21 protein-coding genes and 1 tRNA gene are annotated in these 25,882 nt (G+C 45.0%); 7 read left to right on the top strand and 15 right to left on the bottom strand.

Annotated features, from left to right (window positions below; translation table 11 throughout):
- Positions 1-16: 16 nt before the first annotated feature.
- Positions 17-1,990, bottom strand: coding sequence for a glycoside hydrolase family 3 N-terminal domain-containing protein (locus E5672_RS17880; RefSeq protein ID WP_136783494.1), 1,974 nt, complete (start codon positions 1,988-1,990; stop codon positions 17-19).
- Between the two features lie 220 nt (positions 1,991-2,210).
- On the opposite strand from E5672_RS17880, the gene E5672_RS17885 reads away from it, so the two are divergent.
- Positions 2,211-3,587: a Na+/H+ antiporter NhaC family protein gene (locus E5672_RS17885; protein WP_136783496.1), complete on the top strand. Its 1,377-nt coding sequence runs from the start codon at positions 2,211-2,213 to the stop codon at positions 3,585-3,587.
- Positions 3,588-3,675: 88 nt separating this feature from the next.
- Positions 3,676-5,394, top strand: coding sequence for a gamma-glutamyltransferase (gene ggt, locus E5672_RS17890; protein ID WP_136783498.1), 1,719 nt, complete (start codon positions 3,676-3,678; stop codon positions 5,392-5,394).
- Positions 5,395-5,536: 142 nt separating this feature from the next.
- On the opposite strand, the gene E5672_RS17895 is transcribed toward ggt, so the two are convergent.
- On the bottom strand, positions 5,537-6,007 hold the full coding sequence (locus E5672_RS17895) for a LabA-like NYN domain-containing protein (RefSeq protein WP_136783500.1): 471 nt from the start codon (positions 6,005-6,007) through the stop codon (positions 5,537-5,539).
- A gap of 89 nt (positions 6,008-6,096) precedes the next feature.
- On the opposite strand from E5672_RS17895, the gene E5672_RS17900 reads away from it, so the two are divergent.
- The gene (locus E5672_RS17900) at positions 6,097-6,804 is read left to right on the top strand and encodes a PepSY domain-containing protein (protein ID WP_240692276.1); all 708 of its coding nucleotides are present in this window, start codon (positions 6,097-6,099) and stop codon (positions 6,802-6,804) included.
- Positions 6,805-6,930: 126 nt separating this feature from the next.
- Here the strand turns inward: E5672_RS17900 and E5672_RS17905 are convergent, their stop codons facing one another.
- The 5 genes from E5672_RS17905 to E5672_RS17925 all read right to left on the bottom strand — a co-directional run bounded on the left by E5672_RS17905 (position 6,931) and on the right by E5672_RS17925 (position 12,316).
- Positions 6,931-7,347 (bottom strand): VOC family protein, encoded by a 417-nt coding sequence (locus E5672_RS17905; protein ID WP_136783501.1) that lies wholly within the window; start codon positions 7,345-7,347, stop codon positions 6,931-6,933.
- Positions 7,348-7,358: 11 nt separating this feature from the next.
- Positions 7,359-8,765: an aldehyde dehydrogenase family protein gene (locus E5672_RS17910; protein ID WP_136783503.1), complete on the bottom strand. Its 1,407-nt coding sequence runs from the start codon at positions 8,763-8,765 to the stop codon at positions 7,359-7,361.
- Between the two features lie 313 nt (positions 8,766-9,078).
- Positions 9,079-10,377 (bottom strand): adenylosuccinate synthase, encoded by a 1,299-nt coding sequence (locus E5672_RS17915; protein WP_014997180.1) that lies wholly within the window; start codon positions 10,375-10,377, stop codon positions 9,079-9,081.
- 521 nt (positions 10,378-10,898) lie between these two features.
- On the bottom strand, positions 10,899-11,081 hold the full coding sequence (locus tag E5672_RS17920; protein WP_136783505.1) for a DUF2065 domain-containing protein: 183 nt from the start codon (positions 11,079-11,081) through the stop codon (positions 10,899-10,901).
- Between the two features lie 56 nt (positions 11,082-11,137).
- Complete coding sequence (locus E5672_RS17925) at positions 11,138-12,316, bottom strand: aminotransferase class V-fold PLP-dependent enzyme (protein ID WP_136783506.1); 1,179 nt, start codon at positions 12,314-12,316, stop codon at positions 11,138-11,140.
- 263 nt (positions 12,317-12,579) lie between these two features.
- Between E5672_RS17925 and E5672_RS17930 the strand changes: the two genes are divergently transcribed.
- A complete protein-coding gene (locus tag E5672_RS17930) occupies positions 12,580-13,005 on the top strand; it encodes a hypothetical protein (protein WP_136783508.1) in 426 nt (141 codons plus the stop codon).
- A gap of 144 nt (positions 13,006-13,149) precedes the next feature.
- On the opposite strand, the gene trxA is transcribed toward E5672_RS17930, so the two are convergent.
- The gene (trxA, locus tag E5672_RS17935; RefSeq protein WP_136783509.1) at positions 13,150-14,019 is read right to left on the bottom strand and encodes a thioredoxin; all 870 of its coding nucleotides are present in this window, start codon (positions 14,017-14,019) and stop codon (positions 13,150-13,152) included.
- 283 nt (positions 14,020-14,302) lie between these two features.
- Here trxA and E5672_RS17940 point away from each other — a divergent pair, with 283 nt between their 5' ends.
- Both E5672_RS17940 and E5672_RS17945 read left to right on the top strand, forming a co-directional pair.
- Entirely contained in the window at positions 14,303-14,635 is a 333-nt protein-coding gene (locus E5672_RS17940; RefSeq protein ID WP_136783511.1) for an Mpo1-like protein, read from the top strand.
- Between the two features lie 309 nt (positions 14,636-14,944).
- A complete protein-coding gene (locus tag E5672_RS17945; protein ID WP_136783513.1) occupies positions 14,945-17,053 on the top strand; it encodes a S9 family peptidase in 2,109 nt (702 codons plus the stop codon).
- Positions 17,054-17,143: 90 nt separating this feature from the next.
- Here the strand turns inward: E5672_RS17945 and E5672_RS17950 are convergent, their stop codons facing one another.
- The 6 genes from E5672_RS17950 to purE all read right to left on the bottom strand — a co-directional run bounded on the left by E5672_RS17950 (position 17,144) and on the right by purE (position 21,546).
- Positions 17,144-18,337: a PQQ-dependent sugar dehydrogenase gene (locus tag E5672_RS17950; RefSeq protein ID WP_136783515.1), complete on the bottom strand. Its 1,194-nt coding sequence runs from the start codon at positions 18,335-18,337 to the stop codon at positions 17,144-17,146.
- Between the two features lie 192 nt (positions 18,338-18,529).
- Positions 18,530-19,003, bottom strand: coding sequence for a Dps family protein (locus tag E5672_RS17955; RefSeq protein ID WP_136783517.1), 474 nt, complete (start codon positions 19,001-19,003; stop codon positions 18,530-18,532).
- 185 nt (positions 19,004-19,188) lie between these two features.
- Positions 19,189-19,716 carry a copper chaperone PCu(A)C gene (locus tag E5672_RS17960; RefSeq protein ID WP_136783519.1) on the bottom strand — a complete coding sequence of 176 codons (528 nt, stop codon included), beginning with the start codon at positions 19,714-19,716 and terminating at the stop codon, positions 19,189-19,191.
- 66 nt (positions 19,717-19,782) lie between these two features.
- Positions 19,783-19,858: transfer RNA gene (locus tag E5672_RS17965), tRNA-Thr, on the bottom strand.
- Between the two features lie 60 nt (positions 19,859-19,918).
- Positions 19,919-21,055, bottom strand: coding sequence for a 5-(carboxyamino)imidazole ribonucleotide synthase (locus E5672_RS17970; protein ID WP_136783521.1), 1,137 nt, complete (start codon positions 21,053-21,055; stop codon positions 19,919-19,921).
- On the bottom strand, positions 21,052-21,546 hold the full coding sequence (purE, locus tag E5672_RS17975; RefSeq protein WP_136783522.1) for a 5-(carboxyamino)imidazole ribonucleotide mutase: 495 nt from the start codon (positions 21,544-21,546) through the stop codon (positions 21,052-21,054). The genes E5672_RS17970 and purE overlap by 4 nt, the downstream gene beginning before the upstream one ends.
- 274 nt (positions 21,547-21,820) lie before the next feature.
- On the opposite strand from purE, the gene nhaA reads away from it, so the two are divergent.
- The gene (nhaA, locus tag E5672_RS17980) at positions 21,821-23,095 is read left to right on the top strand and encodes a Na+/H+ antiporter NhaA (RefSeq protein WP_136783524.1); all 1,275 of its coding nucleotides are present in this window, start codon (positions 21,821-21,823) and stop codon (positions 23,093-23,095) included.
- Here the strand turns inward: nhaA and E5672_RS17985 are convergent.
- Complete coding sequence (locus tag E5672_RS17985; RefSeq protein ID WP_136783526.1) at positions 23,057-25,873, bottom strand: hybrid sensor histidine kinase/response regulator; 2,817 nt, start codon at positions 25,871-25,873, stop codon at positions 23,057-23,059. The two genes, nhaA and E5672_RS17985, sit on opposite strands and share 39 nt — an antisense overlap.
- Between the last annotated feature and the right edge of the window lie 9 nt (positions 25,874-25,882).

The raw sequence follows: 25,882 nt of genomic DNA on the forward strand, positions 1-25,882 counted from the left end.
GCTTTAGTCTGGTAACCTATTTCAACGAAACCGGCGAACGTCCCTCAGCAACCGTGCTCCCCAGTAACACATCAACCAATGCATTAAGACTATAACTTGTAAGTGGCTGTTCTTCTTTTTCACTTTCTGGCGTGGTAACTACAGCATAACTAAATGTAGCAATAGCAACATCAGCTAGCTCTTTAACGCCTTGCGCGTTGTATGGCATACGCATTGGAGCGAAGACCACGGTTTTACCCTGTGTTTTAGCAGCAACCATTATCTTTTTACTAAATGCCATTACTTCAGTTTCACTTGCGCGTTGCTTTACATGTTCAGGTAAATCGAACCCGCCTAACTCATAATTAGCGTGGAGTGGGCTAATATTGCCAACCACCAACACATCTGCTTGTTTTAATAGACTCATTGCTAACTGGGTTTTAGGTAACGCAGTCAACGGTAAACACGCAAACTCTAAAGGCTTATTACTAACGTTGGAACGAGCGTGTGTAAGCGCCGCTTCAAATGCTAAACATCGTGCCGCGTCAGGCATAAGTGCCAACCACCGATTTGAGGTTATAGGCAACTCATCTTTCCCAAAGAGTACAGATACCGACGACTTAGAAAGCGCTTTCTCAATTTGAATTCCACGGTTTTTCAGACTGTTAGGGTTATTCATTGAAGCATTTTCTTTCGCCTCATCTAGCCACCATGACGTGGACTTAGAAATAAAGTTTTGCAGAGCAAAGCGTTGTTTTGCCTTAATAATACGGTTATGTGACGCTTTCAAGAAAGCGCTTTCCTGAATTCGATTTGCCGCGTTATCCAAAAGTAACGCGAACTTTTTTATGTCGCCTTGGTTTCTTATGGTAAAGGGCATAAGCGCTATGTCAGCGCCTGCACTAAATGCATTTACTAACGCTTCTTCATGGGAGAAAAACTGAGTAATGCCAGCCATGTCTAACGCGTCGGTAACGATAAGGCCTTGGTATCCTAATTGGTTGCGAAGCAAATTGGTTAGAATCTTCTTCGACAAAGTAGCAGGAACAATTTGCGACTTACCATGCTTATCGATAATTGTCGTATCGTCTAAAGACGGGTATTGGATGTGTGCGCTCATTACCATTGCTGGGGGCGTTGCACTATTAATGATATTCGCAAAAGGAAGAATATCGCCCGCCATAGCCTGCGCTTTGGTATGCATTACTTGCGGTAGGCCGCTGTGGCTATCTACATGGGTATCACCATGGCCTGGAAAATGTTTGATAGCACTCATTACACCTGTACTTTGCATAGCACTAACGAATGCCTGTCCAAGTGCGGCTACCTGCTCTGGGTTTTCAGAAAAACTGCGTACGTTTATAACAGGGTTCTTTGGCTCGCTATTCACATCAACCGATGGCGCAAAATTGGTATTAATTCCAAGCGGTAGAAGCGTATGCCCAATATGCGATGCCACACTTTGCGCAAATGCGCTGCCTCGCTGATGAAAAGTGGCGCCAATGGCCATGTTACCCGCAAAGGGCGAGAGCATGTCAGAAGGCAACCTTGCTACTCTGCCCCCTTCTTGGTCAACAGCAATGAACAAGGGCTGGCGACCTGCTTTTACCATGTGCAGCTGCATGGTGTAATTAAGCGTAATTAACTGCTCGGTATTTTCGATGTTCTCTGAAAACAAAATAACACCGCCGATGTTGTGTGTGCTGAGCAGATTTAAAAGCGATGGCGGAATTACGGTCATGGGCGTACGGCAGCGCGAAGACGGCGTATTGTCTTCACAGAAATAACGAAAATCCAAAATGATTTTCTGCCCGAGCATGTCTTTTACAGCGCGAATTTTTTCAGCATTAGCACTGGGTTTAGCATTGTTCGATGCGTTAGCACTTACAGATTGTGCGGTTACGCTTGAAGTAAATAGGGCGGCACTTAAGAAAATGAGTACGCCTGACAAAATATCGCCAAGGCCCATAACTGAAGCACGTTTTTTACAAATAACTTGCTGGAATAACAATGTTTATCTAATCCTTGGTAACACGAAGCACAATACGGTACGCTAGCATAAATGAGAGAAGCATGTTCGCCAACTTTGAACTGCAATCATACATTCTCTTATGCGTTAATTTACGCATTCTGTTACGCAAATAGACATACCTATAGGGCAGTTAGCGCTGAGTTTACTAACAAAGGTCAACAGGCCCTAGGCACACATAAATTTAAGTTTGGAAAGAAGTATGGATTGGATGTCAGTCATCCCCCCTCTTGTGGCTATTGCCGTCGTTTTTTGGAAAAAAGAAGTCATACTAGCTCTGGCACTGGCTGTTCTGTGCGCGGAGGCATTAATTCTGGTCAATGCAGATGTCGCTACAAGCTACATGGCGCCCATTAATGCCATAGAGCGAGTGGTCGATACCGCCGCCAGCCCTGGCAATACAAGGGTACTTATTTTTTCTGTTCTAGTGGGCGCGTTGCTCGCATTTATACGTGACTCTGGCGGAGTAACAGCTACCGTCAATTTTCTTGTAAACAAAGGGGTGGCGAAAAGTCGCAAGCAAGTGGGCAGCTTGACCATGTTCACGGGTATCGCTGTATTCATAGAATCAAACTTAAGTGTGCTAACTGCTGGTATTTTCGCCCGAGGCCTGTTTGATCGCTTCGGCATGAGCCGCGCCCGATTAGCCTATATCATCGACTCCACCAGCGCGCCCGTTTGTATTTTGATTTTATTGAACGGCTGGGGGGCATTTATTCTCAGCCTTCTAGATGCATACGAGCTACCTGCTTCGTCGGCCTCAATTTTATGGGGCAGCGTCTTTTTTAACTTTTACGCGATCTTCACCTTACTCATTGTGGCCTATACAATTTCTGCCGACAAAGTGCACGGCCCCATGGCTGAAGAAGAAAAAGCACTCACGCATGTAGAAGTTAACCAAACTACTGAACCTGCCACCAAGGCTCGTTTCATGTTAGTACCGCTAATAATAATGGTGCTAAGCATGATTGGCTTTATGTTCTGGACGGGTAATGGCGTATTGTCTGAAGGCAGCGGCAGCAAGTCTGTACTTTACGCTACGGCTCTAGCCACTGCCATTGCCTATGGTCTGCTCTTAATCCACAAACGGTTCACCCACAAGGAAGCGGTAGAAATTGGTTTTAAAGGGATGGGTGAACTACTTCCATTAGTCACCATAGTGCTATTGTCGTTAACCTTAGGTAATAGTCTTAAGGTGCTTGGAACAGGTGTTTTTGTCGCGGGCATAGTGGGAGAGTATCTTCCTTTAGTGCTCATTGTTCCCATGCTATTTATTGCCGGAGCGATCATGTCGTTTACCACAGGCACGTCATGGGGCACATTCGCCATTCTTATACCCATCGGTGTACCGCTGATCCAAAGTTTAGGGTTACCTCCTTCACTGGTTATTGGCGCTATTTTGGGTGGCGGTATATTTGGCGATCATTGTTCGCCTATCTCCGACACAACTGCCGTTTCTTCATTAGCAGCGGGCACTGACGTATTAACCCACGTGAAAACCCAGTTCCCTTACGCATTGTTTGCGGGCGCACTTACGCTTATTGCCTATTTTGTAGCAAGCTTGGTCATGCTTGGCTAAATTCCTGGCTAAACATTTGATTAAAGCTTATTGGTAGCCGGTTGCTAATTGCGAAGGTTTAGCAACTTTTGTAGCAAGGAGTTTTACAATGAAAAAGCGGATAGCTAATGCCGGAGTTTTCTCGGCGATAGTGGCATTTATTTTAGTGGTGACGGCGTGCTCTCATGCGCCAAATACTTCTGTCGATAATGCTACCCACAGTACCGTAGGCCTTAGCCAACAGGCCGTTGCCATGCCTGACAGCTACAGTGCCGATGCCGCTATGCAGGTACTTCAAGAAGGCGGTAACGCTATTGATGCAGCCATTACAGCACAATTCGTGTTGGCCGTGACACTGCCAGAGGCGGGTAATGTGGGTGGTGGTGGCTTTATGACAATAAAGTTCGAAGATAACACCGACTTTCTTGATTACAGAGAAATGGCACCTGAAAATGCGCATCGCGATATGTATCTTGACGAGCAAGGTGACGTAAAACCGTATGAGTCCTTGTTTGGCGCTAAAGCGTCTGGCATTCCCGGTACCGTTGCAGGTATGTGGGCCGCGCACAAAAAATACGGCACATTAGACTGGGAACGTCTTCTTGCACCGGCAGTACACTTAGCCGAGCAGGGTTTTGTGGTACATGAAAAATTAGCAAATAACATTGCCCGTTATATTTCGCGCACCCAAGAAAAAGGCATTAACAACAACTTCAGTGAGTATTTTGCACAAGCGAAAGCGGGCACTACTTTCAAACAGCCAGAACTGGCGAAAACGCTTAAAGCTATTCAGCAACAGGGCAAAGACGGCTTTTACAAGGGTGATGTAGCAAAGCACATTGTTGATTTTATGCAGCAAAACGGCGGTCTTATTACCTATGAAGACTTACTGGCTTACAAAGCAGTGTGGCGCAAACCTCTTCACCTAAACTGGCAAGGTTATGAGCTGGTGACCGCACCTCCTCCAAGCTCTGGTGGTGTTGCCGTTGCCCAGTGGATTGGCATGCTAGAGGCCTATGACGCAACGCACGATTTGCCAGCGCAAAACAGCACTGAATACATTCACGTTATGTCAGAAATTGGTAAGCGCGTGTTTGCCGATCGCGCTGAATACATGGGCGATCCTGATTTTGTTAGTGTTCCGGTAGAAGCGCTCACTGACGCTAACTATATTACTCAACGCGCAGCAGATATTCAGCCTACCAGCATTTCTGATACCCCAAGCGTTAAGCCTGGTTTAAAAGAAAGCGAAGATACAACACACTTCTCTATTATAGACAGATGGGGTAACGCGGTTGCCAACACAACGACCATCAACCTTACGTTTGGCAGTGGCGTTGTTGTAACCGGCGCAGGCTTTTTATTGAATGATGAAATGGACGATTTTAGTGCTAAGCCTGGCGTGCCTAACTTCTTTGGCGCAGTGGGTGGTGAGGCAAATGCTATTGAACCTTACAAGCGCATGCTGTCTTCGATGACGCCAACGCTTGTCACTAAAGACGACCAAGTGGTGTTGGTAACTGGCTCTCCTGGCGGTACTACCATTATTTCGTCTGTAACTCAGTCGCTATTGAATGCCCTGCTTTACGATATGAGCGCTGAAGAAGCCGTGAACTCACCACGTTTTCATCACCAGCTATTGCCAAAAGACACCATTCGTATGCACGACGGGTTTACAGAGGCAACCGTAAATGAGCTTAAAGCAATGGGCTACACCATTGATAACCGTCGCTTCGGTGATGTACATTTAATTAAGCGCACTAAAGAGGGTGTAGAAGCCGCATCTGAAAAAAGCGGTCGGGGTAAAAGCCTAGTACAACCATATTAGTACAGCCTTATTAGGACAGCCGCCTTAGTACAACCGTATTAGCACAGGGCTGTTAGCTGAGCTACATTAGCTGAGCACCATTAGTGGAGCTATAGGGGCTCAGCGTTATTAGTTCAGCCTTGAACAAAGTACAAGCTGAAAACTACAGCAACAGCGTGGCGTCGATAGGCACGTACTTAGACGCCACTTTTTGAATACTTTCAGCCGTTAATGCAGGAACACCGTACACAGTTACGGTTTTCCCTTTTCCTTTAAGGGCGTTTACAAGAATATCGAAATCGCCGTCGCCCGACACCAGAATAATCTCATCAACATCGTCGGCGTGTTCAAGTGCATCTACTGTTATACCTACATCCCAGTCACCTTTTGCCGAGCCGTCAGCGCGTTGAATGAAAGGCTTTAACTTTACTTCAAACCCAATAGCACGAAGAATATTTTGAAATTCACGCTGCTTGCTGTCACCCCTGTCTATAGCGTATGCAAAAGCATGTGCTATATCCAAGTTGTAGGTAAGTTCACGCCAAAACTGGTTGTAATTAAAGTTACGTTTGTACGCCTGACGACAGGTGTAATACACGTTTTGTACGTCTACCAGCACTAATGCTTTATTCAAAACCACCCTCTTCTTCGGTTTACTCGGTTATTGTTTTCTGATGTTATAGCCTTTTGATAATAAAACCAAAAAACCTAATGATGAAATTTATGCGCAAAGCGCACAACTACCTGGGCTTAATACTGTTCATTCAAATAGGTCTATGGTTTTTAAGCGGCTTAGTTATGGCCTGGTTGCCCATAGATGAAGTAAGAGGCAATCACTTAAAACATGCCGTCACTACGTCGTGGCACGATGTTACGGTTACCCCTTCCGACATTTTGCGCCACCACAGTAGCGCTGCCGTACTTTCACTTACTCATCGTATAAATGAAGTTGGCCAAGCTGATCCAAACACGCTTCATGCTATTCCTGTTTATCATGTCGTAGATGACAACATTGCCTATCGCTACAGCGCATTAACAGGTGAAGCTTTGCAAACCATGCAAGAGAGCGCTATTCGCAAAGCAGCAAAAGGGCAATACGCAGGTACTGGCGATATTGGCAAGACCCAGTTATTGAGCGTGCTACCTCAAGAAGTGCAGAACCTGTCTGCACCATTATGGCAGGTAAACTTCAATGATGACCTTAATTCGCGGTTTTATATCGACCCAAACACAGGCAGTGTTCTGCGCGTGCGTACCGACACATGGCGTCTGTTTGATTTTATGTGGATGCTGCACATTATGGATTATAAGGACAGAAGTAACTTTAACACGCCGTGGTTAATTGCTTTTTCGGGCAGCGCCTTTTTATTCACTCTTACAGGTGTTGCGCTTTTATATAAGCGCTTCAAACCGAAAAGGAAAAAGCGCTAGCCCAGGTCCTGTAATCTTTAACGTACTAATTTTGGTCTAGATGGAAGTCCTTAAAGCGGGCAACAGTGCTGCCCACAAAGAGAACTGCGCTACAGGACTCTAGCAAAGAGTAAAAGACCCTAATTATTATGAAGCGAAAAGCTGAGAAATATCGGCGAACGCTTTGAACTCTAACGCGTTGCCGAAAGGGTCTTTGAAAAACATGGTGGCTTGTTCGCCCGGCTTACCTTTAAAACGAATATAAGGTGCGATAACAAACTCAATATCAGCAGCTTCCAGTTTACTTGCCAATTCTTGCCAGTCGTCCATGGTTAGCACAACACCAAAGTGCGGCACCGGCACAGCATGATCGTCTACCCCGTTATAGGAAGGCGGCGACGGCATAGCCTCTACACAATGGGTCACTAATTGATGGCCGAAGAAGTTCCAATCTATCCACTGGGTGTCACTGCGGCCCTTTTCACAACCCAACAACTCACCGTAGAACGCTTCTGCGTCGGTTAAATTAGTGACCGGAATGGCAAGATGAAAAGGTTGAACCATGAAAACTCCTGTTATAAAAACTTCTTAAGCAACGACAGCTTAAACTTAGAAAACGGCGCATAACGGAAGAACACGTCGAGGGCGAATGAACGTTTCATTACCGTTTTAATATGGCTGAATGTATCAAAACCTGCTTGACCATGATAGCTACCCATGCCGCTATTTCCTACGCCACCAAACGGTAACTCAGGGTTAGTCATAAACAGCATAGTGTCGTTAGTACATACACTGCCTGAACTGGTTTTGCTGATAATATTGTCAAGCACATCATCCTTATCACTAAATGCATAAAGTGCGAGTGGCTTAGGCCTGCTGTTCACAAACTTAATGCCCGCCTCCATGTTGTCGACAGTGATAATAGGTAGAATAGGGCCGAAGATCTCTTCTTTCATTAGCGGGCTATCTAGCGATGGCTCCAGTACAAGGGTAGGCGCCATTGCTGGACGAGATTCATCTAGCTCGCCGCTATACACCACGTTGACATTTTCAAGGTAACTTTCAAGACGCTTTAAGTGACGATGATTAACAATATTGCCGTAATCTCGTGACGATAAAGGTGCTTTGCCGTATTGCTTTTTCAGCTCTTTTTTAACCGCATCAATAAGCTTTTGCTCAAAGCCCTTCTCTACAATGACATAGTCAGGCGCAATACAAGTTTGGCCTGCGTTCATCCATTTACCCCACACTAAACGGCGCGCGGTGACAGCGAGGTTTGTGTTTTTATCAACAAAGCACGGGCTTTTACCGCCAAGCTCAAGGGTTACTGGCGTTAAATGTTTGGCCGCGGCGCTCATGACAATTTTGCCCACCACTTCACCACCGGTGTAAAAAATATGGTCCCATTTGCAGGCAAGTAGCGCCGTCGCTTCATCTTTACCGCCTTCTATTACGGCAACGCATGAATTATCCATATATTGGGGAATGAGCTTAGCCACCAGCGACGATGTTTCTTCAGCCAATTCAGAGGGTTTCAAAACCGCACAGTTGCCCGCTGCAATAGCGGCGATATAAGGGGCAAGCAATAACTGAAGCGGATAATTCCACGCTCCGATAATAAGCACAGTGCCAAGGGGTTCAGGCTTGCGAAAGCTCTTACCTGGCCATGCCACCATGGGCGTTGATACTTTGCGTGGCTTTACCCATTTATCCAAATGCTTAAGCGTATGCTTGATATCAGAAAGCAGAAACCCTTGTTCGGCCACCATGGCTTCGGTCTTACATTTGCCTAAGTCATTTTTAAGGGCCTGTAAAATGTCGTGCTGATTGTCTTTCAATAAAGTTTCTAATGCCTTTAACTGGCTTTTACGCCATTCCAGGGACTGGGTTTTCCCTGTATCGAAACTGTCGTTAAGTTTGTGAACAACATCAACGAAACACACGCCAGTTTCCACTGCGTGAAGAGAAGGTCTATTTGGCATAAGAAGGCTCCGATAGCATAACACCCACTGCAACAATTCTATGACTCATCTTAAGATTGTTGCCGGGCAAAGCAGCGCAATAATTAACTGATACTATCTTATATTAATAGGGATGTTCGAAGACAACGCAACTAAATTGTTAATTAATGTTTAATGCGATTGCGTTTTACACCTTAAACGTGGGACCTATAAGCATAAAATGCAGGTGCTAAAAAATGGAGCGTGATAAAGGAAAATGAAAAGAGGTAAAGTTTGTGTGCAACAAAAAAGCCCAGTAAACACTGGGCTTTTAAACATATTTAATGTGAAACTATTACGCGTCGTAAGGGCTGCGTAAAACAATAGTTTCGTTTCTGTCTGGACCTGTTGAAACGATATCAACCGGCACACCTGTTAGCTCCTCAAGACGCTTAATGTAGTTTTTCGCAGCTTGTGGAAGCGCTTCAAACTCAGTTACACCAAAGGTGTTGTCTGTCCAACCCGGCATTTCTTCATAAACTGGCGTCACTTTTTCGTAACCGTCAGCCGCCATAGGTGGAACGTCTTTCACGTTGCCGTCTGCATCTTTGTAGCCTACACAAATTTGAAGGCTTTCAAGACCGTCTAGCACGTCAAGCTTGGTTAAGCAGAAACCTGTAATAGAGTTGATTTGTACTGCGCGTTTCATCGCAACTGCATCGAACCAACCTGTACGGCGCTTACGGCCTGTGGTTGCGCCAAACTCGTGACCTTTAACACCTAAGTGTTGGCCTACTTCACATTCTAGTTCAGTAGGAAAAGGACCTGAACCCACACGGGTGGTGTATGCTTTAACAATACCCAGTACGTAATCTAGCTTAAGTGGGCCGAAACCAGCACCTGTTGCTACACCACCAACGGTAGTGTTTGACGACGTCACATAAGGATAAGTACCGTGGTCGATGTCTAGAAGTGTACCTTGTGCACCTTCAAACATGATAGGTAAGCCGGCTTTGTCTGCTTTGTCTAGTTCGTCAGTTACATCAACAACCATTGCTTTTAGAATATCAGCAACTTCCATTGCACCTTTTAAGGTTTCATCGAAGTCTACTGCTTCTGCGCCATAGTATTGTGTAAGCGTGAAGTTATGCACGTCTAGCACTTCTTTAAGCTTAGCTGCGAAGTCTTCTGCATTAAACAAGTCGCCAACGCGTAATCCACGACGGGCTACTTTATCTTCATACGCTGGACCGATACCACGACCAGTTGTACCAATTGCTTTTGCGCCGCGGGCTTTTTCGCGCGCTACGTCTAATGCAATGTGATAAGGAAGAATAAGCGGACAAGCTTCACTAATCTTTAATCGCTCGCGCACTGGAACGCCACGCTCTTCAAGCATAGTCATTTCTTTCATTAGTGCGTCAGGGCTAAGCACAACACCGTTACCAATAATACAGGTAACATTTTCGCGTAGGATGCCTGATGGGATTAAGTGAAGTACGGTTTTTTCACCGTCGATTACTAGAGTGTGACCTGCATTGTGTCCGCCTTGGTAACGAACAACATATTTTGCGCGATCAGTGAGTAGGTCTACGACCTTGCCTTTACCCTCGTCACCCCATTGAGTGCCGAGTACCACAACGTTCTTTGCCATGAATCATATGTGTAAGAAAATTAGGCGGGGATTCTACAAAATTCTAGGGCAAGGATCATCTCTTTTTCGAACAAAAATACGACTATTTCATTATTATTTTTGAAATCACACAGATGCCCTGCTGCCCTTCAAGTCTTTTTGTAATAAGGCTTGGCGTAGTATTTTTCGACACGAACTTTCTAAGGCGCTAATTTTTAAAGCATTCTAAACTTCATCCAACATGAAAGCTGAACAATCGGTCTACCCCCGAGTCTACGCTAGGGCCATTTATATAACTTTTCGCTATTTATTTATCGGCATTGTAATACCTCAAAGCGAATGAGGTATTCGAAGGGCCCTAAACACTTCCCTGTAAATTGAATACGCGCTTGAACGCACACTTTTCAATCAATGGTAAAGCGGTGCACCTATTGGGAATGCTTATTTGTGTGCGGTGTAGCAATTTCTGCTGACGCCGCTTTAACATCCACTAACACCTTAAACTGACTACAACTTAAATTGGCTACACCTTAAAGTTGGCCTCAACTGAAATAAAACAGCAGTAGTGCGCCTATAATCACAAGGGTTCCGCCGACTTGGCGTAGTTGGTTACTGGGCTGCTGGCTTATCTGAAGTAAATAGTTGCGCCATTTATTGGGAAAAAGAAGCGGCCCTATTCCCTCTATAATAAGTACCAAAGCAAAAGCGGGTAATAGCCACTCCATAAAACTATCCTTAAATAAGTGTGACGTTAATGTTTACGTATGCTTAGAACAACGATTTACGTTTTCTGTTTCAGTGCGGTTAAATCAATATACTCTGGGGTGTGGTACAGACCAAACCCAAACCGTAGACGATTTCCTCTAAAATCGGTAAGGATATGGTGCTCTTTAAGCGCTGAAGCAAGGGCTTTTGTCACATCGGCATTATCTAATTCAAAGGTAAGGAAATGCCCTCGGTTTGCTTCATCACTGACTGCTAGATGTTTTTCGTTTAGCAAGGGATGGTTACAGGTAGCAAGTTTCTCTAGAAATGTGCGCTGCATGCCCATTACGTATTCGTTCACTGTGGCTACATCAATGGCATTGTTGTCGAACATACGAAGCACGGCTCTTAATCTGTAAAGCGCAGTAAAATCCATGGTGGCACCGGCAAAGCGCATTCCATCTAGACTATATTGAACGCTGTATTCGCCACCAACCTTGCGAGGCTTATCTAGCTCGCCAAACTCTGCAAACCAGCCTGTATACGCGGGTCTTAGCTCACAGCCCACTGGTACATGCGCAAAACATGCGCCCTCTCCTGCCTGGGCATATTTATAACTGCCTGAAAGGTAGAAAATACGATGTGCAATCTGCGCTAAGTCGGTGGGCTTTGCCATAAAGCCGTGGTAGCCATCAACCACAACAAGGGTATTGTCGTTAGTTACGCTGTTTACGATATCTGTAACATCGTTTACCACGTATCCAGAATTAAAAAATACCTGACTAAAGAAAACTAGCTCTGGATCATGTTCGGCGATTGCGGCTTTAAAGCGCGACGCAAACGTATTGAAAGGTTTAGTAGGTACGGTAATAAGTTCTATCGCACCCTGCTCTTGCAGCCTACTCACTTGGCGCTGAAAACTGTGAAACTCGCTATCTGTCGACACGACTTTATATGGCGCAGCGCTATCAATGCAGCTCATTATGCGATAAAGCAACTCGTGGGTATTGGGCGCAAAAACGATTTGCTGGGGCGCACCGCTGTTCAGTATGTTGCTAATGCGCTGCTGTAGTTCTGGCACCAAAGTTTGAAAAAAATATGCCCATTTTTCATCCACATACTTAGCGCTGTCATCCCAGTAGTCAAGCATTGCATCGCGTGTGCAATCGGGCCAGAAATAGTGGCTATGACACGCGTAATGCTGTTTGCCCTTGTTGGCATTAAGAAAACCTGTATAAAACTGCTGATATGACATGCTCTATTGCCCAATATAAAAACTGCGTAAACCCTAACAGACTTCTTCATTTTTCGCATGAATCTGCGCCTGCAACAAAATATTTATTTACAAATTAGGTGTAAATAGTTTTGCCCACATTACCGCGCTTAATGATATTAGTTAGACACCGACATCCACTGCAAAATTTAAGAACTCTGCTATATCATATAGAGGTGAGTTGTTTTAGTGATCGAGTTAACAAACTCAGTCTGTTTCGCACAGACAAACATTAAAGGTATTTTATGCGTTTCCCTAAATACGGAAATTATTCATTGGATGTCTCAGGTAATGTTCTTGAGGTATTCGCCACAGGGGCGTGGAACCTAAAGACAACCGAGTTTTTTATTGAAGAAATGCATGAGCTAATTGTTAGGTTCGATAATAAGCCTTGGGCCGCTCTGATGGACGGTCGCCGCTGGGTGTTATCTACCCCAGATTGCCAAACTCGGTTAGCCGAGGCAATTAAAGTGAACATTTCGCGAGGATTAACTCGCTCTGCTTATGTGCTGGAGACTGGCATGGTAAGGCGAGCCCAGTTAGAAAGAACGCACCCATCCAAACAACGGGATTTTGAATCAAGCAACTACGAACGAGAATATTTTCAAAAGTACTTTCAAGCTCTAAACTGGCTGCACAAAGAAGGTTTTTCCCCTATTGTTCAGCCTTAGTAAATGGGTTTATCAATGCGCTGGTGAAAAATAAAAGCGCATAGTTACAATTTTTTGTTCACCAGCACAAAGTCGCAAGACCCATTTATTAAAGTCGAAATGACCGTTTTCACGCTTTAACTACTTCTAAAGCGCTTTAAAAGCTTAGTACAATAAACTGTATACTTTACGGCGGTATTCCGACTTAAGTGGGTCGCCGTCGGCTAATGCATTCATCATATCCATCATTAGCTTTCTGGCATCACCAAACCCAAGTTCTTTCTTTAGTACACTATAAAGCAGTTCGAGTGCATCTTGTGCTTTGTTGGCTTGCTGCAGCTGTACCGCTAAATCCACTTTAAGCTGCAAATCATCTGGGTTCGCCTCTACCGCTGCTTGAAGCTGACGAATTTCAGGGGTGTCTGCAGCTTGTTCTGCCAATTCAACTTTGCCTACCAAACTCTTGTAACGGGAGTCTTGGTCTACCAGCTTAATTTCTTCCAGTAACGCCTTTGCCATATCGATAGAACCAGTCTCAATATAGCAATCGATAAGCATATATTTAGCGTTTACGTTATCTGGGTTGAGCGCTAATGCTTCTTTTGCCGCAGGCAGTGCCTCTGCGTACTCACCTTGCTGAATCGCTTTACCCGCTGTGGCAAGTAAATCATCTTCTGGGTTAGGTAAATATTTAGCCAGCATTTCGCGAATTTGCTGCTCTGGCTGTACACCAGCGAAACCATCAACAGGCTGACCGTTTTGCACCACCATTACCGTTGGCAGGCTTCTAATACCAAACTGTGCAGCCACTTCTTGCTGGGCTTCGCAGTCAACTTTGGCCAGGATCAAATGCTGGCTATATTCACCCGCCAGCTTTTCCAGAATAGGCATAAGGTCTTTACAGGGTTCGCACCAATCTGCCCAAAAATCGATAAGCACCAGTTTTTCTTGCGATGCTTCTACGATGATTTGCTGAAAGTTTTCTACCGTAATATCTACGATGGTTGCTTGGCTATTCGCAACGAGATTTTCCATAACGCAGGCCTTTAATTTCTTGTGTTGAGAGGAATATGGGGCAGGCGGCCTGAAATTACAAGACTAACATCGGTTATCTTCCCCCTAAGCCTAACGCTTAGACACGCCGCTTAACCTTGTTTTTTGTCTTGGTTCAGTAATCTCTGTCTTCTTGCGAAAAATTACTTTCGTTTTGTCGTATTCACGACAATCTATAATCACGCAGAATGTTAATGTGGTGTAAAATAGCCAACTGGGCTACTTTACTTCTACAAAATATAAGATTTTGGCTGAGAGGTTTTTTATGACTGCACAAACAAGCGCTGACACTCATTTTGCTTCATTCAAAGAGTTTTATCCGTTTTATTTAAATGAGCATAAAGATGGCACGTGCCGCACGCTGCACTTTATCGGTTCTTGGCTAGTACTTACCGTTATAGCCCTTGCAGTATTTATGGCCAGCTGGTCGCTATTGTGGTTTATTCCACTGGTAGGCTATGGCTTTGCTTGGGTAGGTCATTTCTTTTTTGAAAAAAACCGCCCCGCTACATTCAAACATCCCCTTTACAGCTTGATGGGCGATTGGGTCATGTTCAAAGATATTCTTGTGGGCAAAATTAGTCTTAAAGGCGAATAAAGTTCATATAGATTAAGCGAAGGCTAAATTAACGTTTAAATCGCTAACGTTCGTTGTTACCCCCGAGTTTAGTTATGCATTGCAACACGAGTTGCAATGTATGGTGAGAATATGCACTTTTAACGAACAATCCAGCCCCTTCACCGCACACCCTTTACATACAAGAAACGAAAGCGATATGGTAAGAGACAAGGTTCGCAGCTTGCTATCTTTACGTTAGAGCTTACGTTAAGCGCATGGGAGCACGCAAGAAAGCGAACACACTACCTATCGCGCTCAACGCGAAAAACAATAACAAAAGGAATAAACATGTTTGCGTCTCGTTTCGCCTTTCACCCTATACGAAAAGGCTTGTATGTTACCTCGACGGCATTATCGCTATTAGTTCTTGGCATAACTCAGGCCAATGCAATGCAGGAAACTGGCTCTAATTCGGCTAGCCTAAATCCACTGACGTACGATGACACCTTTAACTTGGAGTTTGTAGCCAACCCACAGTTTCTTGACAAGGAAACGGTAATTTATGCTCGTCAGAGCATGGATATCATGACGGACGGAAGACAAAGCCGACTGTGGCAAGTAAATATTAAATCCGGTGAGCACCGTCCGTTTATTGGTGTAGATGAAAACTTGTCACAGGCTACCTTATCGCCCAACGGTAAAATGGTGGCATATACAAAATCGGTCAACGGCCGCGCACAAATCCATCTTTATTACTTAGACACCATGCAGTCTGTGCGCTTGACCAACACCAGCGAAGCACCTCGTCAGTTAACCTGGTCTCATGACAGCAAAACTTTAGCCTTCACCCAGTTTACCGAAGAAAAGCAAAAGCCGTTGTTTACCAGCATGCCGAGCAAACCTAAAGGAGCAAAGTGGGCTGACCAAGGCACCTATATTGATGCGGTACAGTATAGAGGTGACGGAAGAGGCTACTTGCGCGAAGGCTTTGATCAGATATTTGTTCTGCCTGTTGAAGGCGGTACGCCGCGTCAGTTAACAACAGGAAAATTCCCTAGTGGTGGCACCCTTTCTTTCTCTAAAGAGAATGACTGGATTTATTTTGCCACACCACAACGAGAAGACTACGCGCTGCATCCTTTATTTAGCGACATCTATAAAGTGAATGTGAACACAGCGGTAGTTGAACAGGTTACCGATATGGAAGGCCCTGAAGGCAGGCCAACCTTGAGTCCAGACGGTAAATACTTGGCGTTTACTCAACTCAACGATAGAAAGCTTTCTTATCAGAATGGCAACCTTGTAGTACTTGAGCTTAAAAGTGGAAACATCACCCGTTTAACCACATCACTAGATAGAAGCTTAGGCAAATTTGAGTGGCGCAAAGACAGCCGAGGATTAATCTTTTCTTACCTTGATCACGGCGAGACTAAACTTGCTGCGGTGAACCTGAAAGGCGATGTGAAACCTATCGACGTTAGCATAGGTGGTCAAGCGTTTGGACGCCCATACACGTCGGGCGACTTCGCCGTTAGTGAAAAAGGCGACATTGTTTACACCACAGCAAGCCGCTCTGTGCCTGGCGACCTAGCGCTTTATAAAAAAGGCAAAGACGATACACAACTTACCGACTTAAACAGCGACGCATTAGGTCATAAAACGCTGGCTGAAGTACAAGATCTTTCAGTTGTATCAAGTGTTGACGAGCTATCGATTGACGCATGGATTGCATTGCCTCCCGGGTTCGATAGCAGCAAAAAATATCCGCTAATATTAGAAATCCACGGCGGTCCACATGCTGCTTACGGTCCTCACTTTGCCATGGAAATACAGCTGATGGCAGCGCAAGGTTATGTGGTTGTATGGTCCAATCCAAGAGGCAGCAGCTCTTACGGTGAAGACTTTGGTAATTTAATCCACCACAACTACCCATCAGAAGATTATAACGACCTAATGGACGTGGTAGACGCGGTTGTTAAACAAGGCTATGTAGATTCAGATAACCTGTTTATTACTGGCGGCTCTGGCGGCGGAACCCTTACCGCATGGTCCATCGGTAAAACTGACCGCTTTAGCGCAGCCGTTGTGGCTAAGCCGGTTATTAACTGGGTGAGCTTTTCGCTGACTGCCGACGCATATCCGTATTTTAGCAACTATTGGATGGCAGGTATGCCATGGACTATTGCGGATAAACTCTGGCAGCGCAGCCCTTTGAGCTTAGTGGGCAACGTGGTAACGCCTACTATGCTGCTAACCGGTGAAGCCGATCATCGTACGCCAATTAGCGAGACAGAGCAGTATTATCAAGCGTTGAAACTACAAGGTATAGATGCAGCGATGGTGCGCATTCCTGGAGCTTCACACGGCATCGCAAGTCGCCCTTCTCGCTTAATACAGAAAGTAGGAAATATTGTGGCGTGGTTTGAACGCTATAAGAAAGATAACGACAGCGAATAAGGCAATACGCGCCCCGATGTCTTTATAAATAAAAAAGGCGCTTACTTCATTTTACAATACCAATGAAGTGGCGCCTTTTCTCATTCTACGTTATTTGGTTAACTTTAATACTTTGCCGTTAGGTGCGTCGGTCAGTAAGTAAATAGCACCACCTGGACCCACTTCAACGTCGCGAATACGGGCGTGATTGTCGCGAACATATTCAAACTGCTCTTCGGGCTTTCCATCTTCTACCTTGATACGGCGAAGGTGAGTAAATTTCAAAGAACCCACTAATATATCGCCATTCCACTCTTTAAACATGTCGCCTTGGTAGAAGGTTAGTCCGCTTGGTGCAATAGACGGGTCCCAGTACAACCAAGGCTGCTTCATACCATCCATATGGGTTTTATCGCTGATAATGTCGCCACTATAGTCAACGCCATAGGTAATCACAGGCCAACCGTAGTTTGCACCGCGCTCAAGGATATTGATTTCATCACCACCTTTCGGGCCATGCTCCATTGCCCATACCGCACCAGTTTCAGGATGAATAGTAACGCCTTGCACGTTGCGGTGACCATAGCTGAATATTTCCGGCGCTTTGCCGTCAATGAAAGGATTATCTTCTACTGCGCTGCCGTCACCGTTTATACGCACAATTTTACCAAAGTGGTTATCGGTATTCTGCGCTTCTTTCATGTACTTGTAGCGGTCGCCCATGGTGATGTACAAGTGCTTTTTAGCATCGAACGCTAAACGACAGCCAAAGTGAAAGCCGTTATCGACAATAGAGTCGGCACTGAAGATAACATCTACATTTTCAAGGCCTGAGTCGGTTAGCTTAGCCTTTGCAACACTGCTACTGCTGCCCGGCTTGCCCTCAACCTCGCTCGCTTTACTGTAACAGAAGTAAATCGTGTTGTTGCTAGCAAAGTCTGGGTCGATAGCAATGTCCAACATACCACCTTGGTTTTGCGCAACCACTTCAGGCACATTACTAAGACGTCCTGATAATTTACCGTCTTTTGACAAGCGCTGAATGCCACCTTCACGTTCGGTTACCAGCAGATCGCCATTTGGCAAAAACGCCATTCCCCAAGGATGAACGAGTCCTTCAGCAAGCGTAGTTACGGTTATATCGCTGTCAGTAATTTCATGCGCTTCGCCATGCTTATGATCGCCATGAGCTAGAGCAAATTGACTTACCGTTAGCGCCATTGCACACGCTACTGCTCGCGCTATTGGGCGCGCTAATGTGCTTGCGGGTTTGGACGTAACTGCTGAAGTACTTGATGGTTTCATCGTTAGAGCCTTTTTTACAGAAGCTGTGTTTGGTTGCACAGACTTCTTCTATTATTTTTTACGTTATAGCAGTATACAAAAAAGGGTACAGCGCTGCTGTACCCTTTGTGATAATTTTGCTTGTTTATGCGATAAAGGTGTCTAGCTAATTAAGCCTATGTTAAACCACCATCACCGCACTTATATAGCGATTTACTTCGGTAATGTTGCGCGAAGCATCCAAGCAGTTTTTTCGTGAACGCGCATGCGATCGCCAATTAGCGCTGCAGATGACTCATCGTCTGCGTCTTGTGCTAGTTTCAACGATTCACGGCAGGTTTTGACTACTTGCTCATGACCATGAGTTAGCAATCTCACCATTTCAGTAGCTTCTGGAACACCTTCCACTTCTTCAATTGAACTTAGCTCAGCGAACGACTTATATGTGCCAGGTGCTGAAACACCAAGTGTACGAATACGCTCTGCGATTTCATCAACCGCTTCAGCAAGTTCAGTGTAGTGCTCTTCAAACATTAGGTGTAATTCACGGAACTGCGGACCTTCTACGTTCCAATGAAAGTTGTGCGTTTGAAGATACAAAGTATAAGAGTCGGCCAATAGCTTTTTAAGGCCTTCTGCTACTGCGTTACGATCGCTTTCAGAAATACCAATATCAATCTTGCTCATGTCACACTCCTTAACGTTATAACCCTTTTGGATATTTTTCTTTAACACTCAACGGCGTTAAAAGATCCAGATGTAATTAATATAACTTTATAATACTACAGAAATATTGATTTAGATTAACGGTTTAGTTGATTGTATGCATCGCATTAATCGATGACTTTATACGTCCTGCCTCAGCCACTCTATTAATGGTGGTGATGGTGGCTTTCCCCTGCCTCTTTTTTAATAGGCAGTTTTACTTTCATCTCGCTAGCATCGTCAAATTTAAGGGTTAGCGCTAAGTCGCCCCCCTCTTTTAATCCCTTAGTTAGCCCCATCAACATGATGTGACGGCCGCCTGACTCAAAAGAGACCATTTCACCCGCTTGTATTTTCACGCCGTTAGTTAGCTCTCGCATTTTCATCACGTCTTCCTCCATCACCGTTGTGTGGATTTGGGCTTCACTTGCGACATCGCTTGATACTGAAACAGACATCAACGTTTTATCGCTGTCGCTAGTATTATGCAAAGTAAAGTACACAGCGCCAGTTTTTGCCAAAGCAAAAGTCGCTCTGGCATAACCATTCATTACCATTACCTTTGTTTGCTCACTGGCATGACCGTGATGATTTTCATGCTTATGCTCGTGAACACTACTCGTGGCAGGTAAACTCAAAGAAAATAGGCCAGTAGCAATAACGAACGATTTAAGCGATTTGGAAAAAAGTGACATACAGTCTGCTCCGAATGAATACCCGTAAGCAAGTGTACGTAAGATTGGCATAGGAAAAAAGAGAAATGGTGCCGACTGCCGGAATCGAACTGGCGACCTACTGATTACAAGTCAGTTGCTCTACCAACTGAGCTAAGTCGGCACACTTTAAAAACCGCTGCCTAGACAGCGGATGCGTATTCTAGCGATAAACGCGTGGGTGTCAACCTTTTAATCGCGTTGCTTCGCCAACTAACTTCGGGAAGTACTCAAGTGGTAAATATTTGCTCAATGCCATGAGCTTTTCACCTAAGCTTTCATAGCTATTCGTGGTCACATTGATGTGCCCCATCTTGCGCTTTTCACGAACAGATTTTCCGTACCAGTGAAGATGACTGCCATCGATGCTAAGCAAATCTCGTGAAAAACTGCTGCAACCAATAATGTTGACCATAGCGCTTGGACCAATAGCTGACGTGTCGCCAAGAGGCAACCCACATACTGCACGTAAGTGGTTTTCAAACTGACTGGTTACAGCGCCCGACTGGCTCCAGTGCCCAGAGTTATGTACACGGGGAGCAAGTTCGTTTACAAGTAGCTTGTCGCCTACTTGGAATAGTTCAACAGCAAGCACACCGACGTAGTTCATCCCCTCAGCCAGTTTCACAAAAATATCGTGGGCTTGGGCCTGAAGTGCATCATCAACGTTAGTCGCTGGCGCAACCGACACGTGAAGTTGACCTTGGTGATGCAAATTTTCAGCAAGAGGATAGGTGCGTACGTCGCCATTAGCATTACGCACACCGATTAATGACAACTCTCTGTCGAAAGCGACCATTTTTTCAACCACTAAAGGCACAGTCTGCAAATCTAACCCCTGAAGTGCATTTTTTAATTCAGGTAAATCAGCTTCATCACTTAAACGCCATTGACCATAACCGTCATAGCCATCGCGGCTAGCCTTAAGAATCAGTTTGCTACCAAGTTGCTTCACGCAATCGTCTAACTGGGCAAGGTCGGTCACTATTTGGTGTTCACAGTTTGCCACCTGCATGCTTTCAAGCAGCTTTTTCTCACGTACGCGATCGGCGCCAACAAGAATGCTGTCGATATTTGGCATCAGCTTGTTTGTCTTTGCTGCTTCTTCAAGAAGCCTTTCAGGTACATGCTCAAATTCTACGGTAAGAGCATCTGCACCTTCTAGCGCCTGAGCAAGTGAGATTTCAAGAGGGGTTTTGCTAACTGGATGTACAACGGTATCGTTGTTTACGTCCACAGCCTGAACGTCAATACCTAACGGGCTTCCCGCTAGGTACATCATTTGAGCAAGTTGGCCTGCGCCGTAAACGACTACTCTCATTCATCTAGCTCCAATGTATTGCTTGAAGCAAGTACTGTATCAGTTTGCGACTTTCTAAAAGCGATAACAGCATCGCGTACGCTTTCGTCCTGCAGGGCAACAACTTGTGCCGCAAGCAGACCCGCATTAGCAGCACCAGCCTCACCGATGGCCAGTGTACCTACCGCAACGCCTTTCGGCATTTGAACGATAGAAAGCAGAGAGTCTAAACCATTGAGCGCTTTTGATTTAACCGGGCAGCCAAACACGGGTAAATGTGTGTGCGCTGCAATCATACCTGGCAGGTGAGCTGCACCGCCTGCACCAGCAATAATTGCGCTAAAACCTTCATCGGCTGCGCTTTCAGCAAACTCTACTAGCAAGTTAGGTGTACGGTGTGCCGACACCACCTTCGCTTCAAATTCAACACCAAACGACTTCAGCATTTTTGCGGCCTGCTGCATGGTAGGCCAGTCTGAAGTTGAACCCATTACAATCGCGACTTTTGCCATCTAGAGATCCTCGGGGTAGGTAAAGTGGACAACCTTGGAAAGGCCGCGATTGTAGCGTAAAACCGTTCAAAATCCCACCGTAAATGGCGTCAAATATAGCGCCACAGGCTCAGCGCTGAATTATAATGCTCTTGTTCAAGGGTGATCTATCTCTTTACCGCATGCCGTATTAACTATTATTAATTTGTGTAAAAAAACTGCCGACAGCACGGATTAACGACTGCGCATATTTCGCTTTGCGACGTTAATGGACGGCTGGTGTAAGAGGTTATTGATGACAGATAAGCATGAACCCGACGTACTTGATGAGGTGATAGAAGAAGTACACGACGTGGTCTCTGACTTCTTGAATCGCGAAGCTGCCCCAGGCATTTTGCTAATGGCCGCCACTATACTTGCGCTCATTATTGCTAACTCCCCCTTAGACACCCTTTACGACCATTTAATCAGCTTACCAGTGCAGATCTCAGCGGGCACGTGGGCTATCGATAAACCCTTATTGTTATGGATTAATGACGGATTGATGGCGGTGTTCTTTTTTCACGTAGGCCTAGAGCTGAAGCGGGAAGTTTGCGAAGGTGAACTGGCAAATCCTAAGGATATTATTTTACCCGCAGCGGGTGCTGTAGGTGGTATGGCCCTCCCCGCATTAATTTACGTTGGCATTAATTGGGATAACCCGGTAGCTATTGCTGGCTGGGCAATCCCTGCCGCGACGGACATCGCGTTTGCATTAGGCATTTTGGCGCTACTGGGCAGTCGAGTTCCTACTAGCCTTAAAGTTTTCCTAGTCACACTGGCTATCATTGACGACATCGGTGCTATCGTAATTATCGCTCTGTTTTACACCGAGCACATTACCGCAGGTGCTTTATACATTGCGGCCGGCTGTTTACTGCTGTTATGGCAAATGAATAAGCGTAATGTGGTCGATATTCCTCCCTATGTGTTTGTGGGTATTATTTTGTGGGTTGCCATGTTGAAATCTGGTGTTCACGCTACATTGGCTGGTGTCGTCCTTGCTGGCTTTATTCCTATGCGAGATGAAAAAGACGAATCTTACTCTCCTGTAACACGACTAGAGCACGGTTTGAATGGGTCAGTGAGTTTCGCAATTCTGCCTTTATTCGCTTTCGCGAATGCAGGCATTAGCTTTGGCAATATTAGCCCCGAGGGTATTTTTCACCCGGTTACCTTTGGTATTTTTCTTGGTTTGGTTGTGGGTAAACAAGTTGGTGTTTTTGGGTTTTGCTATTTAATGGTAAAACTAAAACTCGCAAAACTCCCTGACGATCTTAATTTCAAACATATTTACGGCTGTGCGCTTCTTTGCGGCGTTGGTTTTACCATGAGTTTATTCATTGGTGGCCTGGCCTTTGAACAGACAGGTATTAATCAAATTTTTGACGAGCGCGTGGGCATTTTGGCTGGCTCTCTGGTGTCGGCGTGCTTGGGCTATATTGTTCTGCGATTTGTTAGCGATACGCCAAGCGATAACACTGATGTAGCGTCAAACGCTAGCAAGTTCACGGGCAATACAGTCAAATAGCACCTGCTTGCGAATAGGCTTACTTAAGTGTGCATTCATGCCTGCTGCTAAGCAGGCATTTTTGTCTTCAATAAAAGCATTAGCCGTTAATGCGATTATTTTGATGTCATCCTTATTCCTGCCTTCTTTGCGAATAAGTGACGATGCAGTATGACCGTCCATGATAGGCATTTGGCAGTCCATTAACACAACATCGAAATCATGTTTTTTTTCTGCGTTTACGGCATCTTGCCCATTTTTAGTACGAAGACATTTAATGTTCTCTGATTTGAGCATCTCCATGACGATGTCTGCATTGATGTCATTGTCTTCTGCAAGCAGTACTCGTATGTTCCTGGGCAAGGATAACAAAGCCGACCTTCGCTCTGGAATGTCGCCCTGAGACACTGTGGCTGGGATATGGAAAGTAAATGTAGTTCCTTTACCTAACTCGCTCTCGACATAGAGTTCTCCACCAAGTAATTCAATCAGCCCTTTTGATATTGCCAAGCCCAATCCTGTTCCTCCAAAATGGCGCGTGGTAGATGCATCGGCTTGTTCGAATTTTTCAAAAATAAGGTGAAGTTTGTCTGATGCGATACCAATTCCGGTATCAATGACTGAAACTTTCAGTCCTTGATGGGCATAACTTACGTTGACCGACACTTCACCGTCATTGGTAAATTTAGTGGCGTTGCTTAGAAGATTATTAACAACTTGAGCTATTTTTCCTGCATCAATATTCAGAATTTCTGGCACATTGTTACTAATATTAAGCGCTATGTCGTAGCCTTTGATTTGCGCTGTGTAGCGATAAAGTTCACAGGACGCTTGCAGCAACTCTCTGATGTCACAACGCTGAATGTCACAGGGCATTTTTCCAGATTCAATTTTCGACCAATCTAAAATGCTATCTAAAATAATCAGTAAATTAGTCGCTGAGCGGGAAATAGTTTTCGCCCTTGCTGCAATGTGCTCAGGTAGCGCATTGTCTAGCATCAAATCACACGAGCCAATAATACCGTTCATGGGTGTTCTTATCTCGTGACTCATATTGGCAAGAAACTGAGTTTTAGCCACGTTAGCGGCTTCGGCTTCTTTCAATGCCAACGCTAGATGCTCGGTTTTTTCTTCTATGCGCTGCTCTAAAGACTGATTCAACACATTGAGTTCTTTGTTTAGTTCTTGCTCTATTTCTCTCGCCTTTTTGAGTTCGTCGAACGCGCCAAGCAGGCGAGTTTCCAAGCTCGTAAACTCGTCACTTAGTGACGAGAGTTCTTGGATGTGCAGCGCTCTTTGCGGTGCTTTGTTGCCGTTTTTTTGATTAGGTTCGAAGTCGGCAATATAACGAATTAGTCGTCGAATAGGCGCCCCTACCATTTTAGCCACTACATATCCTGTAAAGGTCCCAAATGCAGATAACGCCAACAGCAGCAACAGATCTTTTAGCAAGTAGCTGCTCATTAAGGCCTGTAAAAGACGCTTATCGAAGTAATAGCTAACCTTCCAATTGGCAAACGACAAGTTTTCGGTGAACCTTAGCCACGTCTTACCTTGGGTTTTACCGTTAACTTCTACGCCACATTTAGGCTCACAAGAGTAAAAAGGAGCTTTAGTTAGCGGTTGCATTGCTAGCGCATCTGAAGCGTAAATCACTTCACCTTTTTGATCTTCAATAAGCATGGAGAAGCCGCCAAGGCTAAGGTCATCAATGGCATTAAAACTTTTTAGAGACAAAGAGCCTTCTACAATACCCCTTGGCACTCCGTTACTATCTAGAATTGGTGCAGATAAAGCGACGATGGGGTCGTTGCCAAACCCCCTACCTTGAAAAACATTAGACAAGAATGGTGCGCCTGACTGCATTACTTCATAAAAATAGGGGCGATAAGACACATTAGGTAGCCCATTTTTTCTTGCCTTTTCTAACATACTTGGCGGATAAGCATGGGTTATGTCGCCACTTTCATTTGCCACAAGAAAGGTTAAAAACTCAGGGTTATGAGACGCAACAATTTGTAAGTTCGCGGCAGTGGTTCTTTCTACGCTATTTTCCGATACAGCGTTAGAAAGTACTTGTGCAGTGCTGATGATGGCATTTTGATGATGGCGCATAAAATTTGAAAGCTGAAATTCAAGTACCTTCACCCGCTGCTTCATGTAGCTATGAATTTGTTGTTCTTGTTGGTGTTGAAACAAACTTACTGATAAATATATTACTGCCATAGAGGCAACGAAAAAGCACCCAGCAAAGAAGTACCCCAAAAGAAAGTGCAGTGAAATTCGCTCAGATTTGTTTGAAGTTTGGCGCTTAAGACCATATATCGCTAGGTAGGCAAAATGACCAGTAACTAGCCCAAATACACCACTCACCCAAGTCACTAAAACACCTGAGAACAGCATATTTACGTTGTCACTGTCGTAAAGAGAGTGCTCTAAAAGCAAAACGGGTAAAAAGACAATAGACCAAAAGCCTGCGCCTACTTTAATGACCTGCCTTAGCGATTTGTCATAGCCAAAAAAACTCAGCACTATTGGCAGTAAAGTCAGACTTTCTTTCCCTACAATACTGCCTTCGCTCAACCACATAGGAAGACTTATTATCAGGGCAATGGGAACAGACAGAAAAGGTGAAAAACGGAGCGATGCATAAACCGCAGCGCCCACGCCAAAGGTAGCAATGCCAGAACTATCAAAAGGTGGTTCGAGGGCATTTAGCCCAGCGCCAAGTGCACATACGACTAGCGCTTGAAGGGCCGAAGACCATGAAAAAGAAAATGAAATACTACCTATTTTCAACGCATGTCT

The organism is Alteromonas portus, assembly GCF_005117025.1.
GTDB classification, from domain to species: domain Bacteria; phylum Pseudomonadota; class Gammaproteobacteria; order Enterobacterales; family Alteromonadaceae; genus Alteromonas; species Alteromonas portus.